The sequence below is a fragment of the Rufibacter sediminis genome (assembly GCF_014269285.1).
Lineage (GTDB): Bacteria > Bacteroidota > Bacteroidia > Cytophagales > Hymenobacteraceae > Nibribacter > Nibribacter sediminis.
The window spans coordinates 401,568-418,928 of the sequence record NZ_JACOAF010000044.1 but is presented as its reverse complement, the minus strand read 5'-3'; the positions used below and the strand labels follow the sequence as shown (position 1 = coordinate 418,928).

The following is a 17,361-nucleotide window of genomic DNA, read 5'->3' as shown; positions in this document are numbered from 1 at the left end:
GCCGTAAAGTAAAGCCCCGGGGAACGTTCCCCAGGGGCTTTGAACTTCAAATAGCTTAGTTGATAAGTAAAAGTTTCTTGGTGACAGTCTGCTTGCCCGTGGTGAAGCGGGCGATGTACACGCCACCGGGCAGGCCTGTTCCATTGAACTGCAGAGCCTGGGTGACACCACTCTCAGCTTTGCCCACGAAGAGGTGTTTGATCAACTTACCCTGCGCATCAAAGATATCCACCACAGCGTCTCCGCTCTCGGCCGCTACAAACTCAAGGGTGGTGTTCTGGGTGAACGGATTCGGATAGACGTTCAGCCTGGTTTCCACGGCCAGTTGCGGCGCGATGGCAGCCTGGGTGTTTACCGCGTTGAGAGTTGTGATGACCGGCTGACCGGTGGCGACAATAAAGATAGGCGTCTCAGAGACGGTGACCTTCAGCTTCCCGCCGACGGTCTTCACTTTGACCACCTCCATGGAATCTCTCCCGATGCGGGTATAGTACACGTTCGCGGAGTCGGTGCCCAGGCTCAGGGTGTAATCGCTGCGACGGTCTTTCTCATCCGGAATCCAGGCGGCGTACATGTTCTGGCCTTTGTCATCTCGGTACTTGTCAATTCTAGGGTCTTTGCTCAGGCGCTCCACCGGAACGAAATCTCCGAAATGCTTCCAAACCTGGGCCATGTAATCGGCGGCGGGTCTGCGCACGAAGGTCTCGCGGTCTACGTGTCCGCTGGTGGCGTACTGAGTGGTGTTGGTGATGGAACCGGATGGGTCATCATACAGCTGGTAGAAATACAGACCAGACAGACCGGCCATGGCATATTCCAGCGAGCTTCTCAGAATCCAGTCGCCCTGCACCTGGAACTTATCTTTGCTACCGATCACTTTGGTTCCCTGGGTGGTGCTGTTCCAGTCATACCCCGTCTCGGTGATGATGATGGGCATATCGCCGTCGCCAATGAACTCGCGGTTGATCTGGTGGAAATTGTTGATGTTCAGAGGTGCCAAAGAAAGCTCCGGGGCTACCCCTACCCGGCTACCGTTCGCGTACTGCTCGCCGTCATAGTTGTTGTTGTAGGCATGGTAGTTGATCTCGTCAAAGCACAGGTTGACTTTCCCGTTGGGCAGGTATCCTCTGTTTTTCTTGCACCAGTCGATGATGCCTTGGTAGAAGGCGGTTTTGGTAGAAGCGATACCGGCACACACCACTTTCATGTTCGGGTCAGCTTGCTTTACGCCTACATCGGCGCCCAGGGTGCCCATGTGTCCGTCATAGAAGGCGCTCAGGTAAGCGGCGTACTCATCGCTGGTCTGGTTGGCCTGACGGCCTTTCCAGTGGCGGTCTGGCTCGTTATTGGCCTCCATTTTGGAAATCAGGTTCAAACCTATCTTCACGGTGCTCTTGGTTTTTACCAGGGCGGGGTTCACGTTGGTGTTGGAACCGTAGCGGGCGGCAAACTGAAAGGCCAGCTTGGCTGCTTTCACGTAAGAGGCAGGCTTCTGCTTGTCGGCGGTGTACTGCTCGTTGAAGTAGTTGGTACCGGAGCTGGTGACGGTAGTATAGCTGCTCTTGTACGGCATGGGTGCGTTTTCAGCGTCTCTGATGGCGGCCGGGTAGGTGGACAGCATCCAGCCGGGAATGTTCTTTAAGCACACCAGCACTTCTTTGCCGTTGGCTTTGTGGCGGGCGTAGATATCGTCCATCTTCCAGTTCCCTTTCATGGTGGGCTGGAAAGCATACTCGCCTTCCATGTTGGTTTCCAGAACGCCCCAGTCTACATAGTCTCTCACTACGTGGTACGGCGCAATGGCATTGATTTTCTGCACCAATCGCTCAGGGATGGTACTGGTGTTATCTGACGGATAGGTGTTGATACCCAGCATCCGCTTCAGCGGATACGCCGGCTTGGTGAAGGTTGGTGGCGTGTACGGCTTGTACTTCCCGTAGAATTTGATCTCGTCTGGCAATCGTACGCCTTTCTTCTTGCGCAGGATCACCGCACTTACCTTGATAGGCGTGGTAATGGCGTGGTCAATCCAGAAGTTATACCGGCTGCCGTTGTACAACGGACCGGCAATCTCGCGGCCGGTTCCTTTCTCCACGTAGATGAATTTCACTTCAAACCCGGCGGGGATAGAGCCCTGGCCGTCAAAGAAACTGATCTTCTGCAACTCCACCTCCATTTGGTCTGGGAAGTTGAGCACGATGTCTGCCTCGGGCAAAAGCTCAGAAGTACCCATGTGCACTGTCTCATTGATCACGCCGTTGAACAGTTTGTCAATGCTCTGGTTGCTTTTGTCTTTGTGGTACCCCCAATAGGCTTTGTACGGAATCTCGCCCTGCACTACAGGTCCGTTGTTGGGAGGTTTCACTTCATTGATGTCAGAACTCACCGTCAAGGTCCGGCTTACCGGCGCAGCGGCGGCGTAGTTGTTGCCGGCTATTTGAGAAGCCGTGATGCTAGCGGTCCCCGCTCCTACTACGGTAGCTTTCCAGCCGGCAGAAGTATTGGCTACAGTAACTACCGCCGGGTTAGAGGACGTGAACGTGATAGGTGTTACGGTATTGGTGCTGGTAGCCGTTAACGCGAAAGGCACGTCCCCTTCTTTCTTCGCGGGCAAGGCCGCGAAAGTAATTACTGATGGCACTGTTGGTACTGCCGTTACCTCACTCACCACCAGGGAACGGCTCACACTCGCCGCGGCAGCATAATTTCCGCCGGCAGCCTGCGCGGCAATGATGGTTGTAGTACCGGCTTTCAGGATAGTGGCTTTCCAGCCTTCGGTCGTCTTGGTGACGGTGGCCACTGCTGGATTAGAAGAGGTAAAGGTGACAGGCGTGGCAGTATTGGTACTGGTGGCCTGTAGCATAAACGGCGCATCGCCTACTTTCTTGGCGGGCAGAGCCGCAAAAGAAATAACGGCCGGCTGAGCAGAAACCACCTGGGAGCGGCTCACCGAAGTAGCCTCGGCATAGCCGTTGCCGGCTGCTTGTTTCGCGGTGATGGTAGCGATACCCACGCCCACGATGGTTGCTTTCCAGCCGGTGCTGGTGTTGGCCACAGAAACCACCCCAGTGTTGGAAGAGGTAAATGTAACGGGCGTGGCAGTATTGGTACTGGTGGCCTTTAACAGGAAAGGAGCATCACCAAATTTCTTTTCGGGAAGGGAGGTAAACGTAATCACTGACGCAACAGGCGCAGGTGAGGTTACTGTCAGCGCTCGGCTGACGCTGGGGGCGGCAGCATACGTGCTACTTGCCGCCTGTGACGCTTTGATTGTAGTGGTACCAGCTCCTATCAGGGTTACTTTCCAGCCGCTGGTGGTTTTCGCCACGGTGGCAACGGCGGTATTGGAGGAGGTAAACGTGATTGGCGTGGCGGTGTTGGTGCTGGAGGCAGTCAGGAAGAAAGGAGCATCGCCTACTTTTTTGGTGGGCAAAGCGGCAAACGTAATAACGGCTGATTTAGGGCTCACCACCAATGCTCTGCTCACGCTCACTGCCGCGGCGTATTTCCCGAAGGCTGGCTGTGACGCGATGATGTTGGCGGTGCCGGCACCTTTGATGGTCACTTTCCAGCCCTGGGCAGTATTGGCTACCGTTGCTACGGCCGTATTGGAGGACGTGAAGGTGATTGGCGCGTTCGGATTGGTGTTGGTACTGGTGGCCGTCAGCTTAAAGGCAGCATCACCGTAGGTCTTGGTGGGCAGCGCGGCAAAGGAGATCACCGCGGGAGTTTTTGCGGAATTCCCATTACCGGTGGCCTTCAGCGGCTTGCCGTAGATTTTTACCTTCTGCGGAATATTGTTGAGGTACTTCCGGATGATGATGGCGTCCGCTTCTACCGGTTTGCCTGATTTAACATCTACCCACTCCATATAGCGTGACCCGTTAAACGTCCCCAGCTTAATCCTCTCAGTTCCGTTTAAAGCGTAAATGGTAGCCGGGTTGCTGCGGAAAATTCCTTCGTGGTCGAAGAGCGAAACCCTGGAGATGGCACTTCTGGTCTCTAGTTTCAACACAACGTCAACGTATTGTTTGTTGATGGCTGACCAGTTGGTCTCCACCAGTTTGTCCAGGTCCTCCGCCAACCAGGCAGAGTAATTTGTACCGGTATTGATGGAGGGTTTAATGGAAACGACTTTCAGTTTTACCTCAGAAGCGGCCTGGGCAGGAGAACTTCTGGGCACTAGGCAGGAAAATAAAATTAATAAGCTTAAAAGAATGGGTTTAAGTGGGTTCATGGCGCGTGGTATAGGGTAGATGAATGGGCAAGTCAGGGAGGCATTTCAGGACTTAGTACAATTTGGGCGCGACTTTCAACCTCTAATACAGAAAGCATTAGCAGAATTAGAGGTAATAAAGCGTAGGGAGAGCACTCGCAAGAACTGCGACAAGAAGCAGAAAGAGAATTGCCAGGAACAGGATAAAATCAATATACAATAATCACAAAGCAGTATGCAAGCATACTTACACCTGTAATTAGATTCCTATTAAAGAGGGGAAAATGCAATTCAACGCACATACTTCATATTGCTTGGCTGGGACGTTAAACAAACAACCCTTTAAATTTCAATTTAGACCAAGATAGAAGCGGGTTTATATCATGTAGTTATCGTATAAGCCGTATCTGTATTAAATGAAACCATCATAAAGAGTACAATTTCTCTCTACTTTTACATGTTTCAAAATTAGAGACTAAAACAAAGCCAAGCAAACAGCATAATATAACTTTAAAAATAGATTAATAAGCATATATAAAGAATTTAAACCTTTTATTCAGGTAGTACGTAGCAGCAGATTTATTTTTCCAAGAACCCGAAGTAAAACTCACCTCCCAAAACTCATCCTTAAATAGTTGTAAATAAATACCATACCTATGAAATTGTTCAAGAATTATACTTTTCCCTTTATATAACTTTTCCATCAACTATAGAGCACAAACATATAAACAATTGAAAAACAGATAATTATATGTAAATTATACCTAAATCTTAGAAAGTTCACAGAAAAGAAAGTGGTACTCTATTCACTTAAGATTACAACTAAAAACACTATCAGAACTTTACCCTTCCAGTTGATTTTCAATAATTTACATCTCACCCGCCCTATGTAAGTTACTTTCACGGCACAACAAGGCAAGAAAGCGCTTTTCAGAGTGCTTATTTGAGAAATGCTACTTCTCTGTTTTAAGTAAAAACAGGACAAAAAATGCTGTGTAAAATCGCAGAACCGAAGGAGAGAAAATCTCCTATTTCGGCTGAATCCGCGGCTGATTGCGGAAATTGGATTAGCCGAGGCCAAAACACTGCATTCTGCCCCAAGACCGACAGACCAGAGAAGAAAGGGGTTCCTCTGAAGCAGCATCCACAGATGTCATTCTAAACGAGAACAGCCAGCGGATTGCTCGCTTACGGCATTCCAACCTTTGCAGAACAGTTGACCCAAGAACGAGCAAAAGGCAGAGACAAGAAAAGCTTTTCATTCTGCACCCATTTGTAAGGCGTTACAGAAACAAAAAGCCCCAACTGGGAGCATGGCTGTTTTTGCCTTTGCTTTCCCAATTGGGGCTTAAAACGCGCGTGGACGTTTAGTTTCTGTACGCTGGGTTCATCAGGTTAGAACTGAGAAGAAATACTGTCATTCATCTGCTCCAGCATGGTATCTACGGCGGTTGAGTCCTGCACCTTCGGCCGGCGAGGCACTACTGTGACACAGTTATAGGGCTTGTTGATCTTGACCTTGGGTTTCGGGAAAACGCCCAACTTAATGCCCAGGCTTGGGTCTTTGTATACCTTTTCCATAAACCGCCCGAAAATAGGCAGGGCCGTCTTAGAACCCTCACCGGTAGACGAGGTCCGGAAGTGGATGCTGCGGTCTTCGCCTCCTACCCACACGCCAGTCACCAGGTCCTTCGTCACGCCCATGTACCAGCCGTCTGAGTGGTTGGAGGTGGTGCCAGTCTTGCCGCCAATCTGGTTGCCTTTCTTCCAGAGATCGTATTCCCACAGGGCCTGTGAGGTACCGCCAGGCTCTTCCATGGTTCCTTTGAGCATGTGCACCATCAGGAAAGCGGTTTCCTCGGAGATCACGCGTTTCTGCTGCGGATTGAACTGCTCCACCACGTTGCCGTTGCGGTCTTCTATGCGCATCACCAGCATGGGCTTGTTCAGGAAGCCGTTGTTCACGAAGGTGCTATAGGCGTTCACCATCTCATAGATACTCACGTCTGACGAACCCAACCCGATGGACGGCACCGCCTCCAGCGGACTGGTGATACCCAACTGCCGGGCGAATTTGCGGACGGTATCCCACCCGATGGCCTCGGTCAACTGCGCGGTCACGGTGTTGATGGAACGGCCCATGGCGTGTCGCAAAGTCATGTTACTGCCCGAGATGGAATAACTGGCGTTATGCGGTGTCCACTCCATCGGCTTGCCGTTCTCCACGTACTTGATGGTGACGCGCTTGTCCTGGATCTTGTCACAGGGCGAGTAGCCTCCGTCAATGGCGGCGGCGTACACAAACGGCTTAAACGTGGAACCCGGCTGGCGCTTGGCCTGCTTCACGTGGTCATACTTGAAGTTCTCGTAGTCAATACCGCCCACCCAGGCTTTGATTTGGCCGGTGAACGGGTCCATGGTCATCATACCGGCGCGCAGAAACCGTTTGTAGTACCGCAGCGAGTCCATGGAGCTCATGGTCATTTCCTTGGGGCCTTTCCAGCTGAAAACGGTCATCTTCTTGGGCGTGTTCAGGGCCGCGTTGATGGCGGCGGTGTCTGACCCGTACTTGTTTTTGAGCGACTGGTAAACGCTGGTGCGTTTGATGGCATTCTCAATGAATCCCGGAATCTCTTTGTTCTGATCATCCACCCACGGGTTTTTCCCGCGCCAGTGGCCCTCAAACCGGTTCTGCAGGCTCTTCATCTTCTCGTGCAGGGCTTCCTCCGCGAGGCGTTGCATGCGGGAGTCAATGGTGAGGTAGATTTTGAGGCCATCGGCGTAAATGTCCAGCTCGCGCTCCTCGGCCCACTTGCGCACAATCTCGTTCACCGTCTGGCGGTAATAGGCGGGCACGCCGTCCAGGTGCTGCTCCACGTGGTACTTCAGGTCGATGGGGAGTTGGGTCAGGGAATCGGCTTGGGCGGCGGTGATCACCTGGTTACGGGCCATCTGCTGCAACACCACATTCCGGCGGGCCAGCGCGTTTTTGGGGTTGAAACGCGGGTTGTAGGTGGTAGGCGCTTTCAGGACGCCCACCAGCATGGCGGCTTCCTCAGGTTTCAGTTTGTCTGGCGTGGTGCTGAAGAAGGTTTTGGCGGCCACTTTGATCCCGAAAGCGTTGCTCCCGAAATCCACGGTGTTCAGGTACATACCCAGAATCTCGTCTTTGGTGTAGCGCTGCTCCAGCTTAATGGAGGTGTTCCACTCCTTGGTTTTGGCCACCACGGTAGACAGCAGCGGCACGTGTCCCAAAATGCCTTTGGTGTTCTTGGTACGCGTTTTATAGAGGTTTTTGGCTAACTGCTGCGTAAGTGTGGAGGCTCCGCGCGAATCGCCTTTCAGGTTGTCTTTCACGGCCGCCAGCACCGAGATGGGGTCAATGCCCTGGTGCTCGTAGAACCGTTCATCCTCGGTAGCTACCAAGGCTTTGACCATCACCGGCGCGATGCTGTCATACGGTACTAGGTCGCGGTTCTCGCGGAAGTAACGCCCCACCAGCAGCCCGTCTGAGGTGTAGATCTCCGAGGGCAGGTTGTTCCGGGGGTTTTCCAGGTCATCCAGGCCCGGCGATTCCCCAAACAGGTAGAACAGGTTCAGGTCCACGGAAACGAAATAAAGGATAACGAAAAGTCCCCCGAAGACAAAGAGCTTCCAGAGATTTCTGATCCATTTATGGTATTTGGTACGTGGGGGAGCTATCTTCTTACTTTCTGGCATGCGGCTAGTCACGGGCACAGAACCCGCTTTCTCAAAAACGCTTAAAGTTACGGGAAAGTGTTGGGTTTCCCGAAGTTGTGCATCGGTTTACGGCCCCTTTTCTGAAAACAGGCTCAAAACGGAAGGAATCTGTGGGGAAGTACGCACGCTTACAAGCTAGGAAAAGAACGTTCTTTAAGTATAGTTTCAGTCCCAAGCGTTAAATGCTTTCTATTTGGTCCCCCTTTGAAGGGGGTAGGGGGATGACAAGACGCATGAAGAACCGTTTAACCTCTCCAACAGAGCAAAGGCAACCACAGAGGATTGCCCTGCTAGTTTCTGGGAACGCAATAATCAGCAGGAGAAATCATCCCCCTTCAAGGGGGGACATTCACGAATGCAGACAGACATTTGGGAACGAGAACTGATGCTTTGACTTCAAGAATGCGGATAGGCGTTTAGAGGCTCTTTTTGTAAAGATGATACAAAACCTTCTTGTCGTCATCGGTGAGAATGCCGTTGACTTCTTTCTGGATGAAGTGCAGCTTGAACGCCTTGGTAGCCGCCTCCAGGTTGGACACATCAAACCCGATGATCCGGAGGGCGTCTTTGGGCTGAAACGAAGCCGGAATGGTATCTACCGCCACTACTGCTGCCGGAGTTGGTAGCGGCGTTACCCGCACCGCGGCACTGTCTACGCCCGCTGTGGCGGCAGAATCCTGAAAAGGCGGTACTACCGACTCGAACACCGAGTTGCGCACGGCTTCCTCGTCATACCAGATCCCGTAACCCGCTTGGGCCAGCTGCTTCCAGGGGAAGGTGGGGTTGGGATCTACTTTCCGGGAGGGCGCAATGTCTGAGTGACCGATGAAGTTGGCCGTAGGGATGCCGTGGGTTTTCTTCAGGATGGCCAATACTTGGAGAAGGCTGTTGATCTGCTCCTCGGCGAAAGGCTCCGCACCGTTGTTGTCCAGCTCAATACCGATGGACGAGGAATTCAGGTCGGTGGTGTTGCCCCATTTGCCTGAGCCGCCGTGCCAGGCCCGCAGGTAATCGGAGAGCATGTGGTACACCTTGCCGTCTCGGCCAATCACGTAGTGGGCGCTCACCTGCGTTTTGGGCATGGTGAACGTCTTCAAGGTCTGCTCCGTGGAGTTCTGCGCCGTGTGGTGAATGACCACGTAGTTGGGTTTGCGCATGCTGAAATTGGTGGTGCCTACCCATTGGTCTCCCTGCCGCAGGCTGTCTTCTCCTTTATTGGTCACGGGAGTGGTGCGCAGGGTTTTGGCGAAGGCTTTCGCCTGTTTCTTGTAGACTTTGTTGGTGGTGGCGTACGGATTGGTGGAGCAGGAAACCAGCGCCAGGGCCAGTACAAACGGAAAAAGCAAGGGGAGACGGGTACGTGTCATAGCAAAGGTGTTTAACTACGCCAAAGATGAGAAATTTTCCATTGGCATCAGCCCTCCCTAGAACTACAGAGAGAATTCATGCTTTCGCTGTAGAAAAATCCGGCCCGCCGCTTTTCCTTTCCGTGAGCATAGCGGCCCATTCCGTTTTACCCCCGAAATCCGGAAAACAGGCCTAAAACGGATTTGCCCCTTGTCTTGACTGAGCTGCATTTTCAACGATATCCTCACCCAACTCGCCCATTTGCACCACCACCCGTTTGCTGTTTTAGGGGTACTTTTCAGAAAACACCTTCAAAACAAGCACTTGCATTTAAGACAAAAGTGTAACTTAGGTGCCTTGTCGTATTCTGATCACCTTTGCCCATGGATTTACCTCCTATTCACCTCGAACATGAATTTGAGCCGCTTCCCAGAGAACTTCACTCAGAGGCCTCCGGCGAACCGTTCCAATCCTGCATCGCCTGTAACTGCCAGCTGCTGCAAGAAGGCGTGAATTACCTGGTGGAGAAAGCCGTGCGCGTGTACCCCCAGGCCGGCCTCCGGGATGTGGTCTTTGAATACGCCATGTGCCTGAACTGCGCCCAGCAGCTACGCAATGAGTTATCAGAGGAATCGAAGCGACAGATCAACGCCTACTTTGCGCAGCGCGTGGATTTTGTGGCCCGCCGCGAGGCCCTGCTCTCCCTGCCCGATCCTTTGAATCTGGACAACTGGCTTTCGCACTGCATCGTGCACGGCACCCCGCGTTCGGCTTGCAGAGAGTACCAGATTTTCGCGCAATGCGGCGGGGCAGACCTGTTCTACACCTACATGCCGTACATGATCAGCGGCGAGGCGATGGAGGAGATTCAGGAATGCCTCTCCGCGCATACCCGCCAGATTCTGGACGATTTCATGGACACCCACTTTGGGCTTCCGCCCGAACTCCGGGCCCTGCTCCAGGACCGCTTGATCCTGATCTAAGCCAACTTCCAGCTTAATTCTACCTCTGAGAGACCGCAGCCGTTTCACAGACCTTTTCCAGAAAACAGCCCCAAAACCGAAACTCTATGCGTCCATTTCTCCTGCTTGCGTTTTATCTGCTGATGACCGGGGCCACTTTCGCCCAAACCAGGAAAGCAGCGCCTGCCCCGTCAGCGGATGCCAAGGCGGTAGAGGCGGCCGTGGTGCGTTTCTTTGACGCCATGCGGACAAGCGACAGCACCATGGCGCGGTCGGTGCTGGCGGACAACGCCCGCCTGATGTCGGTGGGTGCCGGGAAAGACGGCAAGATCCTGCCCCGCGAAACGCCCATGAACAAGTTTGTGGAGATGATTGGCCAACACCATCCGCAGGTCCTGGATGAGCGCATCTGGGACGTGAAAGTGAACATCGACGGTGATCTGGCTACCCTCTGGTGCGAGTACGCCTTTTACGTGGGAGACACCTTCAGCCACTGCGGCGTAGATGCCTTCCAGCTGTACCGCAGCCCCGAGGGCTGGAAAATCTTCACCATCTCAGACACCCGCCGCAAAGAGAACTGCGACCTCAAAGCCGCCCAGGCCGCCAAATCAAAGCGCTAAGTTTCAAGCGTCAGCTTCTGCTTTTTGGTGTCACTATACGTCACCCATTCAGCACAAGCTTTTCATCAGAATAGGTAAAGAAACCAACAGCGGAGAACTGAATTGGCCTACGTAATCAGGTTTTCAGATAGAGAACAGCTTCACCAGGATGATCACAGAAGCCGCGCAAACCCAACGGCCGCGCGGTGTTTTTGGCCTGTTTTGCGGAAAACGCCCGGAAAACCCTTCGGCCTGGGAGCTCGAGAAAGGCTACTGCTCCACACAGACTTTTTCCACCTGACAGGTCTTGAGCCAGGCCAACGCCTCGGTTCGGGAATGGAACATCCGGTAAATCAATTTCCGGCCGATCAAACTTATCTCCATGGCTTTGCCACTTTCCTCGGCCAGGGAATCTGCGTTGGCCACATGGGCCAGGCAGCACAGACCGGCTTTCATGGCGCGGGGCAGCCACTCCTTTTCCAACCATTTCACCGCCTCTTTCCAGGGACCGGTAAACTGCGTGTTGTCGTTCAGTTTATAGGCGCAATTCGTTTGCTCCAGCACCTCTAATCCTGCTTCCATGGCCTGGCGCAAGTCGGTAGGAGAAGCATAGCCATACCACAGTGTATCAACGATGTCCAGCTCCTGGCTGTGCTCTACCACGTAGAACGTCTTGTTGAATGAGTTTTTACATTCGCGCCGCATAGTCTTGCGTTTAGAACGCCGTGTTTAAGAATGAGAAATAAAGGTACTCTTCTTTTTATTGGATTTAACCAAAAAGAGGTTAAACATTTTTAACCTACCCCTTGCCTCCTGCTGTTTTGAGGCTGTTTTGGGGAAAACAGACGATAAACGGTTTTGTTTGGACCATCAGGAAATTTTGTATCACCCAAAATACTTCCTCAAAGGCTGCTTTCTGGCTGCCGCCGCCTCTGAACTTCTGTTCGCGGCCCGATGGATCGTCCTTACCCCGTAACTGCAGGCCTCCCCTTTTATCCGCACATCGGCTTCCGGGGAAAGGAATAATTCTGTAATCTTACCCGGTAAAATTACCTTACGGCTCCTGAACCTGCGCCAGAACGCAATGCTTGCTGCACCACGATTCTACTAGCGTTTCAAGGGAGTTTTCCGAAAAAGACATCAAAACCATTTTTCACCTCATACCCATATTTTCTGCTTCATGGAACCTAGAATTACCCTGATTACCCTGGGAGTAGCCAACGTGGCGGCCGCCACCGACTTTTATGAGCGCGTATTTAACTGGCAGCGCACCGCTGGCAGCCAGGAAGGCATCACGTTCTTTCAGCTCAACGGCTTTCAACTGGCCTTGTTTGAGGCCCACGATCTGGCGAAGGATGCCCAGATTCCGTTTGAGCTGAGCAGTTTCAAGGGATTTACGCTGGCGCACAACCTCCGGAGCGAGCAGGAAGTGGATGCGCTTTTCCAGGAACTGGAAAGCAAGGGTGTGTCTATTGTCAAACAGCCGGAGAAAGTGTTCTGGGGAGGATACAGCGGCTACTTCCAGGATCTGGATGGTCATTTGTGGGAAGTGGCCTACAACCCCTTTCTGCCCCTGGACAGCCAGGGCAATGTAGCCGCATCTTAAGTAACCGGATGGCGGTCGCCATATTCCCTATAACAGCAAAGGCGCTCCAGGGCGCCTTTGCTGTTATAGGGAATATGTAATTAGAATCTATACTTTCTTGAGGAAGCAGGTTTTCAGGACCATGACGGTTCTCTCCACGCGGCCTTCTATTTCTTCGGCGTCATCGGTTAGCCTGATTTTCTTTACCACCGTGCCTCTCTTGATGGTGGTGGAGGAGCCTTTCACCTTTAAATCTTTGATCACTGTGACAGAATCTCCTTCGTTGAGCAGAGTTCCGTTGCTGTCTTTCACTTCCATGATTTTTTCTGTTATCCTGAGGGAGACTTGCCGGTAGATTCCGGGGCAGCCTCGGGCCGCAAAGCTACTTTCCTTTTCGCGGGTATCCAACTCCACCGCCTCTGGATAAGGGTTCGCCTTCACGGGTTTGTCTTTCCTGTTCTAGCAGTAGAGACCTCATTGCTGCCTTCTCCAGTTCTCAAGGGAAAGCTTTGGGAGGTACTTTTCTAGGTCGATTTCTAGAAAACGGGCGTAAAACGCTTAGCCGATGGTGATGGAATAGGCGGCTTCGAACGTTTCACCGGAACCCAGCGACTGCATTCCTTCTTTTTCGCTGAGTTCAACGGGTTCTCCGGCGCTGCCCGCAATGCCGTACCAGGGCTCCAGGCAGAGGAAAGGCGCTCCTACCCGCTTGGTCCAGATACCCAGATACGGGAAATTGGCGAACTGCATCTGCACGAAGTGCGGGTTCTGGTCAGACTTCAGCGTGACGCGATCGGAACGGAAGCTTTTGAACACCAGTGCGTCTTTCTCATAGTGCTCGTAGCGGAGCGGGAGAACGGCCATGTTGTCTAAGACGGGTTCGGTTTCGCCGTTCAGCAGGCCGGTGCCTTCCTGCAACAAATAGCGGGACAGCAGCTCCGGCTGGGAGAACTCCAGGTAATAGTCCTCAAACGCCTCGCCGGGGAGCAGGGGCACGTTGAAAGCCGGGTGCGCGCCAATGGAAAACAGCATCTCGCCCTCGCCGGCGTGGCGCACCTGCCAGGTTACTTCCACGGTCTGCGCTTGCAGGGTATAAATGATGCGCAGCACAAAGGCAAAAGGATACACTTTTCTGGTTTCATCGGTGGCTTTCAGTTCGTAGACCAGGCGGTTTTCCTGCTCCTCCACCAGCGCAAACTCCTGATCCCGCGCAAACCCGTGCTGGGGCAAGGTGTAGGTTTTTCCCTGGTGTAGGTACTGGTCTTGCGGCAGGCGGCCCACAATGGGGAACAGCACCGGGGCATGGCGGTTCCAGAACGCCGGATCGGCTTGCCAGAGGTACTCGCGGTTGGCGTCTTTCTTCACCAGGCTGCACAGCTCGGCACCCAGGCTTTTCACGCCCACGCGCAGGTAGTCATTTTCCAGAAAAGTCGTTTTCATGAGAGAGGTTTGGTTGGGGAAGACACCACCTGCTGTACCGCCCGGATGGCGTTGCGCAGGCGTTCATCGGCGGAGCCGGAGATTTCTACGTAGGGCACGCCTAACTGTTCCAGTTCGCGTTTGTACCAGTCATAGAAAAACTGCCGCAGGTGCGGGTGCTCGCGCTGCGGATCTGGCTGCCAGGGCAAATCTATGTTCATGAGCAGGTACAGGTCTACGGGCTGCCGCCGAAGTTCCTCCAGAATAAACGCTGATGTGGTGCCGTACGCGTGTTCAGACCAGATTTTGAGCACCAGCAGCTCGGTGTCCAGAAACAGCAGCGGCGGGTTTTTGGCGGCCTCTTCCTGCCAGAAGGCAAGCTGCTCGCGGGCGATGGCCTCCAGATCAAGGGCTTCGTAGGGTCTGCTGAGTTGGTTCAGGTAAGTGCGGGCGTACTCGGGAACCCAGGGGGCCTGAAAATGCTGCGCCAACTGGGCGGCCAGGGTAGACTTGCCGGTACTCTCGGGCCCGGTGATCGCGACTCTTATCAACGTACAGAAATTTAGAGAACTCCTGTTTAGGGGCCGTTTTCTGAAAAACAGCCCCTAAACAGGAGCAGATGCGCCCAAGGTACTAAATTTACGGTTGCGGCGCAGCGGTGCTCTTCTTCCGGAAATCGAGGTTGTAGGTGAGGCCTACCTGCAGGGTGTGGTTGCTCTCAAACCAGACGCCGTTGCGCTGGGCCACGTGCTGGTGCAGATAGCCTACCTCCAGGTTCGCGTCTTGGTGGAAACGGTACCCCACAGCGGCATAGGCGCGGTTTTGGTCAAAGATGTTGCTGGTCACATTGGGCCCGAAGTTGACAAAGACCTCATCGTATAAACTCAGGTAGAACTCCTTGTCTTCTATGGTAGGGCCCGCCAGCGGAAGGGTGGTTTTGAACTGGTACCGCACGCGGTTCAGGTAGGTATAGTCATCGGCGCCCGCGAACTTAACCCAGCGCTGCTCCAGCCGGAACCGGTGCTGCAGTCCGAAAATGCCCTGGGGGTCTTTGAGCTGCAACTGCTGGTAGGTGCGGTGCTCGGGGAAGTCATCGGCGGCGGGGTTGTCGCCGTACGGATAGGTGTGCACGTAGGCGTAGCCGCCGGCCACTGAGGCTCTGTCTGACAGGTTATAGGTAAGCGCCACCCGCGGCATGAACTGTTGCGCATCAGAGATCACGTGGTAGCGGCGGAGCTGAAACTCGGTGTGCAGTCCCCACTTATCGGTCAGCTTGTGGGTCCCGAAGTACATGAACCAGCCGTTGTAGTTGGTATCATGCCGGCGTTTGTCCTGGGCAAAGCTTTCTGTAACCGATGCCGCAAACAGAAGCAGATAAACTTGGAAAATTTTTCTCATAGGTAGATGATTAGTGTTGCCTGTGGTGCAAACAACTAGGGAAATAGGTAGAACACCAAACTTTGTTTCGGTTTCAAGCTTCTTTTTTGAAAAAAGCTTAGAAAAACTCCAACAAAAATGCAAAAAAGGCAAAACCCCAGTCTTCACCGCAGGTTTTGCCTTTTCCCGTTTACGGGCTATTTTCCGGAAAACACATCTAAAACTTGGCAGTAGGCCAGGTTAATTCTGGCTGTATTTGTAGAAGGCGGCGTTCTTCTTGCGGTTCTTGTAGTCGTCCAGGTTCATGCTGAAAGCAAAGCCTGGAGCCCCGTAAATGTAAGCCGGCGACAGCTGCACGATGGACGGTTTGCGCCCCCAGCGGTTCCGGTGCGAGAGGTAGGCCAAGTGTGAAGACAGCATCCCAATACCCGCGCCCACAAACACATCAGACTGCCAGTGCTTGTTGTTCAGCATTCTGAACGCGCCCACGCTGGTGGCAATGGTGTACGCGCCAATGCCGTACCACGGGCTCTTGTGCTTCAGTTCTGAGTTGAGGATGGAGGCCGCCAGAAAGGCTTGGGCCGTGTGGCCCGAAGGCATGGATTCCCTGTTTTCGCCGTTGGGCCGCTCCTGGTTGGAGACTTGCTTTATCCCGAACACCGTGACGGCAAAGATGGCCTCGGCCTTCAGGATCAGGATGGAGGTATTCAGAAAGTCATTGTTCGATTTTATGTTGAAGAGATTGGCCGCCGCCAGCTCCACGTAGGGCGCAATGAGCAAAGGGTTATCTATCTTGGTCTTGAAGTTGGGGAAGTGTTTCTGCAGATCGCGCTTGGCGTCATAGCTGCTGTAAATCCCGTTGTCTTTGACGGTGCTGAGCCCGTAGGCGATCAGGATGGCGGGAATGATGGTGGCTTTAAAGGCTTTGGACTTGAAGAACGGCTGCTTCACGGGCAAGGCCACCGAGTCTTGGTACTTCTTCAAGGTGTCCTGGGCCACTACGGGCTCTTGGTACTTCTTCAGGGAATCGGCCTCCTGCGCCATCAGATCCTGGCTCACCAGGCCGAAGCACATGGTGAGGGCAAGCCAGATACGTACTATGTTCTTCATATGCTGTTCACGGTTGGGTGAGAATGTAACCTACTGCATATCGTTAGAAAAAGTTAAAGGGTTACTTTAAACCTAGGTTTTTTTAGGACAATTCTTTTGCGGGAAATATCAGCCGGGCCATCTGACATCACGTTTTTGAGGCATTTTTAGAAAAAAGCCTCAGAAACGAAGCTCATCACCACTGATGAATGGTGTCAAGCAGAAACTATTTGAAGGTATTCTTAACCGGCTTTCTAACTGGCCAATGCCTGCGCACCCTGCTCCTGCTGGCCTTGCCGCATGCTTTTTTTCCAGTCTACGTAACCCCACCAGGCCAGCGCGAGGTACAGGAAATACAGAACCGCCGTGGGGTAAAGCTCCTTGTAGAGGTAAATGGGCACGTACACGGCATCCACCACGATCCAGACAAGCCAGTTCTCCAGTTTTTTCCGGCTCATGAGCCATTGGGCGCCCAGACTCACGGCAGTGGTGGCGGCATCCCAGTAAGCTAAATCGGCATCGGTGTTGTAGTGCAGGTAGGTTCCCAAACCGAGAGTGAAAAGCGGCACGAACAAGAGGAGCCATAGCCAGTGCCGGGCGGTCATTCTGGTGACGGGACGCTCCTCCCGCTGATTTCCTTTGTAGAGCCACAGGTACCACCCGTAGAAGTTGAGACCGGCGAACATGACCTGCAGGCCCATGTCGGCGTACAGGCGGGCGTCGTAGAAAATGATGATGTACAGCGTCACGCTGATGAGCGCGATGGGAAAGGTCCAGATGTTCTGCCGGGCCGCCAGCCATACGCACAGCAAACCCGTGATCACGCCCACCACCTCAGTGACGGTGGCTAAATCCCATGTAGCGGGGGAGAGAAAATCCATAGAGAAACAGTTGGCCGGTGCTGGTTTCGGGCCTCTTTTCAGAAAACAGCCTCAAAACCCAAACGGGCATACGTAAAGAGCACAAAAATAGAAGCTTCGGGGCAGCTTGCTCCATCCGCCTGCGGTATCCGGCAAAATAATTTGG

General features: G+C 53.2%; 13 protein-coding genes. 3 read left to right on the top strand and 10 right to left on the bottom strand.

Annotated elements, in window-relative coordinates:
- Window positions 1–55 precede the first annotated feature (55 nt).
- From H7U12_RS20300 to H7U12_RS20290, 3 genes are all read right to left on the bottom strand, one after another.
- On the bottom strand, window positions 56–4,237 hold the full coding sequence (locus tag H7U12_RS20300) for a T9SS type A sorting domain-containing protein (RefSeq protein WP_186641537.1): 4,182 nt from the start codon (window positions 4,235–4,237) through the stop codon (window positions 56–58).
- Between the two features lie 1,374 nt (window positions 4,238–5,611).
- Complete coding sequence (locus H7U12_RS20295) at window positions 5,612–7,936, bottom strand: penicillin-binding protein 1A (protein WP_186641534.1); 2,325 nt, start codon at window positions 7,934–7,936, stop codon at window positions 5,612–5,614.
- Window positions 7,937–8,373: 437 nt separating this feature from the next.
- Window positions 8,374–9,324, bottom strand: coding sequence for an N-acetylmuramoyl-L-alanine amidase (locus tag H7U12_RS20290; protein WP_186641524.1), 951 nt, complete (start codon window positions 9,322–9,324; stop codon window positions 8,374–8,376).
- 363 nt (window positions 9,325–9,687) lie between these two features.
- On the opposite strand from H7U12_RS20290, the gene H7U12_RS20285 reads away from it, so the two are divergent.
- Both H7U12_RS20285 and H7U12_RS20280 read left to right on the top strand, forming a co-directional pair.
- Window positions 9,688–10,287 carry a hypothetical protein gene (locus tag H7U12_RS20285; RefSeq protein WP_186641522.1) on the top strand — a complete coding sequence of 200 codons (600 nt, stop codon included), beginning with the start codon at window positions 9,688–9,690 and terminating at the stop codon, window positions 10,285–10,287.
- A gap of 86 nt (window positions 10,288–10,373) precedes the next feature.
- Complete coding sequence (locus H7U12_RS20280; protein ID WP_186641520.1) at window positions 10,374–10,886, top strand: nuclear transport factor 2 family protein; 513 nt, start codon at window positions 10,374–10,376, stop codon at window positions 10,884–10,886.
- A 249-nt stretch (window positions 10,887–11,135) separates the two neighbouring features.
- Here the strand turns inward: H7U12_RS20280 and H7U12_RS20275 are convergent, their stop codons facing one another.
- Entirely contained in the window at window positions 11,136–11,570 is a 435-nt protein-coding gene (locus tag H7U12_RS20275; protein ID WP_186641518.1) for a hypothetical protein, read from the bottom strand.
- Window positions 11,571–12,045: 475 nt separating this feature from the next.
- Here H7U12_RS20275 and H7U12_RS20270 point away from each other — a divergent pair, with 475 nt between their 5' ends.
- Window positions 12,046–12,471 (top strand): VOC family protein, encoded by a 426-nt coding sequence (locus H7U12_RS20270; RefSeq protein ID WP_186641516.1) that lies wholly within the window; start codon window positions 12,046–12,048, stop codon window positions 12,469–12,471.
- Between the two features lie 87 nt (window positions 12,472–12,558).
- Here the strand turns inward: H7U12_RS20270 and H7U12_RS22910 are convergent, their stop codons facing one another.
- The 6 genes from H7U12_RS22910 to pnuC form a co-directional block, all read right to left on the bottom strand.
- A complete protein-coding gene (locus tag H7U12_RS22910) occupies window positions 12,559–12,891 on the bottom strand; it encodes an alkylphosphonate utilization protein (protein WP_317170804.1) in 333 nt (110 codons plus the stop codon).
- A 117-nt stretch (window positions 12,892–13,008) separates the two neighbouring features.
- Window positions 13,009–13,890 (bottom strand): aldose 1-epimerase family protein, encoded by an 882-nt coding sequence (locus H7U12_RS20260; RefSeq protein ID WP_186641514.1) that lies wholly within the window; start codon window positions 13,888–13,890, stop codon window positions 13,009–13,011.
- Window positions 13,887–14,420, bottom strand: a complete 534-nt coding sequence (locus H7U12_RS20255) for an AAA family ATPase (RefSeq protein ID WP_186641512.1) — start codon at window positions 14,418–14,420, stop codon at window positions 13,887–13,889. Before H7U12_RS20255 ends, H7U12_RS20260 begins: the two co-directional genes overlap by 4 nt.
- Window positions 14,421–14,508: 88 nt before the next feature.
- Window positions 14,509–15,267, bottom strand: coding sequence for a DUF2490 domain-containing protein (locus H7U12_RS20250; RefSeq protein ID WP_186641510.1), 759 nt, complete (start codon window positions 15,265–15,267; stop codon window positions 14,509–14,511).
- A 219-nt stretch (window positions 15,268–15,486) separates the two neighbouring features.
- Window positions 15,487–16,356 carry a phosphatase PAP2 family protein gene (locus H7U12_RS20245; RefSeq protein WP_186641508.1) on the bottom strand — a complete coding sequence of 290 codons (870 nt, stop codon included), beginning with the start codon at window positions 16,354–16,356 and terminating at the stop codon, window positions 15,487–15,489.
- A gap of 233 nt (window positions 16,357–16,589) precedes the next feature.
- Window positions 16,590–17,216 carry a nicotinamide riboside transporter PnuC gene (gene pnuC, locus H7U12_RS20240; RefSeq protein WP_186641506.1) on the bottom strand — a complete coding sequence of 209 codons (627 nt, stop codon included), beginning with the start codon at window positions 17,214–17,216 and terminating at the stop codon, window positions 16,590–16,592.
- Window positions 17,217–17,361 lie beyond the last annotated feature (145 nt).

What these genes read in the sequence shown, in the direction of transcription:
- H7U12_RS20300 (WP_186641537.1), bottom strand. Translation starts at nt 4,237, where the DNA reads ATGAACCCACTTAAACCCATTCTTTTAAGCTTATTAATTTTATTTTCC.
- H7U12_RS20295 (WP_186641534.1), bottom strand. Translation starts at nt 7,936, where the DNA reads ATGCCAGAAAGTAAGAAGATAGCTCCCCCACGTACCAAATACCATAAA.
- H7U12_RS20290 (WP_186641524.1), bottom strand. Translation starts at nt 9,324, where the DNA reads ATGACACGTACCCGTCTCCCCTTGCTTTTTCCGTTTGTACTGGCCCTG.
- H7U12_RS20285 (WP_186641522.1), top strand. Translation starts at nt 9,688, where the DNA reads ATGGATTTACCTCCTATTCACCTCGAACATGAATTTGAGCCGCTTCCC.
- H7U12_RS20280 (WP_186641520.1), top strand. Translation starts at nt 10,374, where the DNA reads ATGCGTCCATTTCTCCTGCTTGCGTTTTATCTGCTGATGACCGGGGCC.
- H7U12_RS20275 (WP_186641518.1), bottom strand. Translation starts at nt 11,570, where the DNA reads ATGCGGCGCGAATGTAAAAACTCATTCAACAAGACGTTCTACGTGGTA.
- H7U12_RS20270 (WP_186641516.1), top strand. Translation starts at nt 12,046, where the DNA reads ATGGAACCTAGAATTACCCTGATTACCCTGGGAGTAGCCAACGTGGCG.
- H7U12_RS20260 (WP_186641514.1), bottom strand. Translation starts at nt 13,890, where the DNA reads ATGAAAACGACTTTTCTGGAAAATGACTACCTGCGCGTGGGCGTGAAA.
- H7U12_RS20250 (WP_186641510.1), bottom strand. Translation starts at nt 15,267, where the DNA reads ATGAGAAAAATTTTCCAAGTTTATCTGCTTCTGTTTGCGGCATCGGTT.
- H7U12_RS20245 (WP_186641508.1), bottom strand. Translation starts at nt 16,356, where the DNA reads ATGAAGAACATAGTACGTATCTGGCTTGCCCTCACCATGTGCTTCGGC.
- pnuC (WP_186641506.1), bottom strand. Translation starts at nt 17,216, where the DNA reads ATGGATTTTCTCTCCCCCGCTACATGGGATTTAGCCACCGTCACTGAG.